This is a genomic window from Pseudomonas sp. K5002 (assembly GCF_013386655.1).
GTDB lineage: Bacteria > Pseudomonadota > Gammaproteobacteria > Pseudomonadales > Pseudomonadaceae > Aquipseudomonas.
The window spans coordinates 1-4,917 of sequence record NZ_JACARK010000506.1; the positions used below are offsets into that span (position 1 = coordinate 1).

Consider the following 4,917-nt stretch of genomic DNA (forward strand, 5'->3'; position numbering starts at 1 on the left):
TCCCACCTGCTCGCCGAGGGCGGCGCAGATCGCCTGCACGAACGCGGCCTGGCGGAAGGCGGCGCTGAACGCCTGCAAGCAGCCCGTACTGTCTGATGGGGCACCGTCCAACCAGGGCAGCCTTCCGGCTGCCCATTGCATTACAAACTTGTCATCAAGCTGTCAGTGTTGCCCGCACCCTCACTTCATACAGTGAAGTCGTCAGTCACCCACAGCGGGTGACCCAACTTCCCACTGAAAATGAAGCGAGCCCGCCCATGAAACCTGCAAGCAAACTCTGCCTGATCGCCGCCAGCCTGTTGATGCTGGGGACCGGCGCCGCCGTGGCCGGCCCGATTGCACCGGTGAAAGCCAATAACGTAGTGCTGGTACACGGCTCCTGGGCCGACGGTTCCAGCTGGTCCGAAGTGATTACCCGCCTGCAGGCCGCCGGCTTGCATGTAACCGCCGTGCAAAACCCGCTGACCTCGGTGGCGGATGACGTCGCTGCCACCAATCGCGTACTCGATCAACAGGACGGTCCTACCGTGCTGGTCGGCCATTCCTACGCCGGCACCGTGGTCAGCGACGCCGGGGTCAACCCCAAGGTCAGCTCCCTGGTATACGTCGCCGCCCGCGCTCCGGACGCCAACGAAGACTTCGTCGCCCTGTCCGCCAAGTACCCAAGCACACCCGTGCGGGCCGGTGTGGTGGAGCACGACGGTTACCTGACCCTGAACCAGGACGCCTTCCTCAAGTACTTTGCCGCCGACGTACCCCACGCCAAGGCCATGGAGCTGTACGCCGTGCAACAACCGATCGCCAAGACCCTGTTCAGCGGTCGCACCGTCAACGCCGCGTGGCACACCAAGCCGTCCTGGTATGCGGTGTCCAGCAATGACCAGACCATCAACCCGGACCTGGAACGCTTTCTCGCCAAGCGCATGAACGCCACCACCATCGAGGTGCCATCGAGCCACTTGTCCCTGGTTTCCCACGCCAAGGAAATCACCGACCTGATCCTCGAAGCGTCCGGCCGCCAGCCTTAAGCCCTTCATTACGATCTTGTCATCATCCTGTTGGCTGGCTGTTTGTGTCGCCTGGTTACTGTGAACTCACTGCCGGATACCGGCAGCCAACCCTTAAAGAGAGATACCGCCATGAAACTGTTTATCCTCGGCTTTGCTGCCCTCCTCGCCACCGGCTCGGCCTTTGCCGATACCACCGCCACCACCTCGGTGATCCATGACACCCCCGGCTTCTTCATGCACATGGACGTGGCCAAAGTACTGTCGAGCACCGATACCTACGGCCAGTGCGGCATTGTCCCTGCGCGCCTCGACTACCTCGACAGCCAGGGCCGCGAACACGTGCTGGACTATCAAGTACAGGGCATCGGCTGCCCCAATGACAATTGATCGGGCTACACTTGCGCCACGCAAGAACTGCACATCACCAGGGCGAATCCCATGAATATCCTCGTAGTCGAAGACGAGCCCAAGGCGGGCAACTACCTGCTTAACGGCCTGCAGGAACTGGGTTACTCCGTGAGCCTTGCCCGCGATGGCGTGGACGGTTTGCACCAGGCCCTGGAAACCCCGTTCGACGTGATCGTGCTGGACGTGATGATGCCGAAGATGGACGGCTGGGAAGTGCTGCGTCGCCTGCGCAAGGAAGCCGACACGCCGGTGCTGTTCCTGACCGCCCGGGACGATATTGCCGACCGCATCAAGGGCCTGGAACTGGGCGCCGACGATTACCTGATCAAGCCGTTTTCCTTCGCCGAACTGGTGGCGCGCCTGCGCACCCTGACCCGGCGCGGGCCAAGCCGTGAAGAAGAACACTTGCAGATCGCCGACCTGCAGATCGACGTGCTCAAGCGCCGCGTCAGCCGTGGCGGCGTGCGCATCACCCTGACCAACAAGGAGTTCGCCTTGTTGCACTTGTTCGCCACCCATCAGGACCAGGTACTCTCGCGCTCGCTGATTGCCTCACGGGTGTGGGACATGAATTTCGACAGCGACACCAATGTGGTCGACGTGGCCGTGCGCCGCCTGCGCCTGAAAATCGACGACCCGTTCCAGCTCAAGCTGATCCATAGCGTGCGCGGCATCGGCTATCGCTTCGATACGCAACCATGAGCAAGCCCCGGCATTACTCCCTGACGCTGCGCCTGGCGCTGATCTTCGCCCTGCTGGCGTTCGCCCTGCTGGCAACCCTCGGCGTGGCGCTGTACCGCGACCTTGAGCGCGAACTGATCCACCGCGACGACGCTGCGCTGATCTACCGCGTCGACCAACTGCGCAACCTGCTGAACGACAGCAACACCCTGGACCTGATCAAGACCAAGCCCGAACTGTTCCAGAACATGCTGGGCAACCGCGAATCGGTGCTGAGCATCGCCGCACCCGGGCAGAAACCGCTGCTGGAAGTGAACCCCGGCAACATCGACATGCCCGACGTTGCACCGGTGCCCCGGGACCACGCCCTGGAATTCGCCGACGTGCAGCATTTACCCGGCATCAATGGCGTCCCCTTCTCCACCCTCGCCGCCACCATCGATTCAGGCGACCTGGGCAGCCTGCAAGTCACTACCGGGCGGTTGATGACCGAGCGCACCGCAGTGCTCGCCAGCTATCGGCTGAGTGTCTATATCCTCGCCAGCATCGCGGCATTGGTACTGGCGGTGGTCGGTTACCTGATGGTGCATCGCGGCCTGCTGCCATTGCGGCGCCTGGCCGTGCATGCCCAGGGCATCGGCGTCGGCAACCTCGCCGCGCGCCTCGACAGCCACGGCGCCCCCAAAGAACTGCTGCCGATGATTGATTCGTTCAACACCATGCTCGAACGCCTGGCCAAGGGTTTTGTGCAACTGGGCCAGGTCTCCACCGACATGGCCCACGAACTGCGCACGCCGATCAATAACTTGCTCGGGGAAACCCAGGTGGCGCTGCAGCAACACCGTAGCATCGAGGCCTACCAGCAACTGCTGGCCTCCAACGTCGAAGAACTCGAACGCCTGGCGCGCATGCTCGACAACATGCTGTTCCTGGCCCGCACCGACCCGGCCAGTGCGCTGCGCCAGCGCCAGGAACTGGACGCGGCCGACGAAGTGGAACGCATGGCCGACTACTTCGAAGGCCTGGCGGGCGATGTCGACATCAGCATCCTCGCCCAGGGCGCCGGTGTGATCTGGGCCGAGCCGATGCTGCTGCGCCGTGCCCTGGCCAACCTGTGCGCCAACGCCATCAAATATGGTGCGCCCGCCTCTGAACTGCTGATCCAGGCCACACCCTGCGCCGAAGGCATCAACCTGACGGTGACCAACCACGGCGCGACCATCCCGGCGGAGCACTTGCCCAGGTTGTTCGAGCGGTTTTATCGCGTGGATGAATCACGGGAGCGTTCGGCGCATTCCAATGGATTGGGGCTGTCGATTGTCGCGACCATCATGCAGTTGCATAACGGCCGATACAGCGTGAGCAGCGAGAACGGTGTGACATGCTTTGCGTTGTTTTTCCCGGGACGCGAAGCCGAAAACCTCAGCTGACTTGCCCACCCGTTTCAGTGATATCCACCAGGGTATTCCAGGCCGTCAGCAGCGCAATCCGCAAGCCCTCGACCTGCATCGGCAACGCCATCGAGGCCGGCTCGGGTATTCGGCCCACCACCTGCTCGGGCAGCCACGGCACATGGATGAAACCGCTGCGTACCCCTGACCCGGCGAGCGCGTGCTGCAACAGATAGAACACCTGGTTGCACACGAAAGTGCCGGCGGTTTGCGACACGCTGGCCCCAATGCCGGCCTCGCGCACGGCCCTCACCATGGCCTTGCTCGGCAAGGTGCCGAAGTAGGCCGCAGGGCCGCCGGGCAGCACTTCCGTGTCGACAGGTTGCTCACCCAGGTTGTCCGGAATCCGCGCGTCATTGAGGTTGATCGCGACCCGCTCGATGGAAATATCACTGCGCCCGGGGCCCAGCCCGACAGCAATGACCATCTGCGGGCGGTGTTCGGCCAACAGCTGAGCCAGACGCGCGCCCGCCGTGGCAAAGGCGCAGGGTAACTGCCGCGCGACAATCCGCACATCAGCGCCCAACTGCACACCCTCCAACAGGCGTACCGCCTCCCAGGACGGGTTGACAAGGTCTTGGTCAAACGGTTCGAAACCCGTCAGCAATACAGTGCGCATTACAGCCTCACATCAGCAGGTAGAGCAGGACAATATTGACCACCAGCATCATCAACGCGGTCGGCATCTGTGCCTTGATGACCGCGTTTTTATCCGGCAGCTCCAGCAACGCCGCCGGGACAATATTGAAGTTGGCCGCCATGGGTGTCATCAGCGTACCGCAGTAACCGGAGAACATGCCGATGGCAGCCATCACCGCCGGGTTGCCGCCGTAGATGCCCACCAGCACCGGTACGCCAACGCCGCCGGTCATCACCGGGAAGGCGGCAAAGCCATTGCCCATGATCACGGTAAACAGTGCCATGCCCAACACATACACCATCACCGCTACCAGCTTGTAATCCAGGTTGATATAGGTGGTGGTGATGTGCGCCACCGCTGTGCCCACGCCCGCTTCGTTGAACAACAGCCCGAGCATCGCCAGCATCTGCGGCAGCACCATCGCCCAGCCCAGCGCTTCGGTGAGGCGCCGGGATTCGCGAAGGGCTTGCACCGGGGTGTCCCGCGTCAGCCAGCAGGCCAGCGCCAGTGCAATCAGGCAGCCGATACCCAGGGAAACAAAGGTGGTGTTCTTCGGGTCCAGCAGCGGCACGCCGCCGATCTCGGTGTGTTTGAGCAATACCGAGCCGATCACCGTGGTCAACGGAATGGCCAATGCCGGGATAAACAGTTTATGCCCCAGGCGACCAGCGCTGGCCCGTGCGGCCTTGTCATGCAACTGGGCATGCGCGCCGCGGCCTACGCCGCC

General features: G+C 62.9%; 6 protein-coding genes. 4 read left to right on the forward strand and 2 right to left on the reverse strand.

All coding sequences use genetic code 11. From position 1 onward, the window contains the following. The first annotated feature begins 257 nt into the window (after positions 1-257). The 4 genes from HX846_RS21780 to HX846_RS21795 all read left to right on the forward strand — a co-directional run bounded on the left by HX846_RS21780 (position 258) and on the right by HX846_RS21795 (position 3,529). Positions 258-1,028, forward strand: a complete 771-nt coding sequence (locus HX846_RS21780) for an alpha/beta fold hydrolase (protein ID WP_102368533.1) — start codon at positions 258-260, stop codon at positions 1,026-1,028. A gap of 111 nt (positions 1,029-1,139) precedes the next feature. Then, the gene (locus tag HX846_RS21785) at positions 1,140-1,397 is read left to right on the forward strand and encodes a DUF2790 domain-containing protein (protein ID WP_003219985.1); all 258 of its coding nucleotides are present in this window, start codon (positions 1,140-1,142) and stop codon (positions 1,395-1,397) included. A 51-nt stretch (positions 1,398-1,448) separates the two neighbouring features. Then, entirely contained in the window at positions 1,449-2,120 is a 672-nt protein-coding gene (locus tag HX846_RS21790; RefSeq protein ID WP_003219986.1) for a heavy metal response regulator transcription factor, read from the forward strand. Next, positions 2,117-3,529 (forward strand): heavy metal sensor histidine kinase, encoded by a 1,413-nt coding sequence (locus HX846_RS21795; protein WP_178966075.1) that lies wholly within the window; start codon positions 2,117-2,119, stop codon positions 3,527-3,529. The genes HX846_RS21790 and HX846_RS21795 overlap by 4 nt, the downstream gene beginning before the upstream one ends. Here the strand turns inward: HX846_RS21795 and pcp are convergent. Together pcp and HX846_RS21805 are read right to left on the reverse strand one after the other, a co-directional pair. Continuing rightward, a complete protein-coding gene (gene pcp / locus HX846_RS21800; protein WP_178966076.1) occupies positions 3,522-4,169 on the reverse strand; it encodes a pyroglutamyl-peptidase I in 648 nt (215 codons plus the stop codon). The genes HX846_RS21795 and pcp overlap by 8 nt on opposite strands. A 7-nt stretch (positions 4,170-4,176) precedes the next feature. Then, positions 4,177-4,917, reverse strand: a 741-nt coding sequence (locus HX846_RS21805; protein ID WP_178966077.1) for a DUF979 domain-containing protein, incomplete at its 5' end; no start/stop codon positions are given.

Coding starts and splice junctions, on each gene's coding strand:
- HX846_RS21780 (WP_102368533.1), top strand. CDS start 258: ATGAAACCTGCAAGCAAACTCTGCCTGATCGCCGCCAGCCTGTTGATG.
- HX846_RS21785 (WP_003219985.1), top strand. CDS start 1,140: ATGAAACTGTTTATCCTCGGCTTTGCTGCCCTCCTCGCCACCGGCTCG.
- HX846_RS21790 (WP_003219986.1), top strand. CDS start 1,449: ATGAATATCCTCGTAGTCGAAGACGAGCCCAAGGCGGGCAACTACCTG.
- HX846_RS21795 (WP_178966075.1), top strand. CDS start 2,117: ATGAGCAAGCCCCGGCATTACTCCCTGACGCTGCGCCTGGCGCTGATC.
- pcp (WP_178966076.1), bottom strand. CDS start 4,169: ATGCGCACTGTATTGCTGACGGGTTTCGAACCGTTTGACCAAGACCTT.